Annotated in this window: 2 protein-coding genes; both read left to right on the top strand. The window is 42.6% G+C overall.

Annotated features, from left to right (window positions below):
• The coding region (locus ACT53C_RS14290; protein ID WP_476147039.1) for a hypothetical protein at positions 1 to 277 on the top strand (277 nt) is incomplete at its 5' end.
• Between the two features lie 110 nt (positions 278 to 387).
• A complete protein-coding gene (locus tag ACT53C_RS14295) occupies positions 388 to 855 on the top strand; it encodes a DUF4304 domain-containing protein (protein WP_476147041.1) in 468 nt (155 codons plus the stop codon).
• Positions 856 to 869: the final 14 nt, after the last annotated feature.

Consider the following 869-nt stretch of genomic DNA (forward strand, 5'->3'; position numbering starts at 1 on the left):
GGCCAATTGGTCAGGAACATCTTACATTTCTGATTCTACAAGCGCACAACTGCTCATAATTGTTCGTGCTTTGGGCTTTGCTGTTGCGGGTTTTATCGGCGCTTGGTTTGCGCCAAGACATTCGCGGCTATCTCTTGTTGTGCTTATTTTGTTATCTATTTTGGCTACGTTTTTTGACCAGCTTCCCTCTACATATATAGTGATTTGGTACGTCGCTGCGCCTTTCGGCATTCTTCTTGGAGTGCGTTTACTATGGTGGCTTGAGCGTGAAGCCTAACCCATCAGTCAATCGGGACTGGCGAAAAGTAGCTTTTATGAAATATTTATTTATAACGAGGGTTGAGCCAGTGTTGTCGCCAGCCCCTTACTTCAGACGTTAGAGCTAATATGCATTCAGTACGTGAAAAAATGGAAACAGCAATTAAATCTTTCATAGTGCCTAACCTTCGTGAAATGGGTTTCAAAGGCTCAATGCCTCATTTTCGCCGCATTGGTGAATCAAAAGCAGATTTGTTAACTTTTCAATTTAATTCATCAGGTAGTGGCTTTGTGGTTGAGTTGGCTGTTTGCACTGCCGCAGACGTTGAAAACCATTGGCGGGCTGACCTTACATTCAATAATGTTACAGCTCAGGACATTAACTCTCGCCAGAGGTTGGGTTCCAAAACAAAAGGTAGTGACCATTGGTTCGTATATGGAAAGAAAAAATATGAAACTGGTCACGAAAAAATAGAACCAGATGTTGTTTATCAAAACATTGCTACTGAAGTAACATCTCTTATAAATAGCCAAGCAGAGCAAATATGGCTGGCTCTAACCCATAATTCAAGCGGGACGCCTAACGGCGCCCCTTAATTCAAACGTTAGGC

Source organism: Methylophilus sp. DMC14 (assembly GCF_056314085.1).

Excerpts from the sequence above, each read along its gene's own strand:
- ACT53C_RS14295 (WP_476147041.1), top strand. The coding sequence starts at position 388 with ATGCATTCAGTACGTGAAAAAATGGAAACAGCAATTAAATCTTTCATA.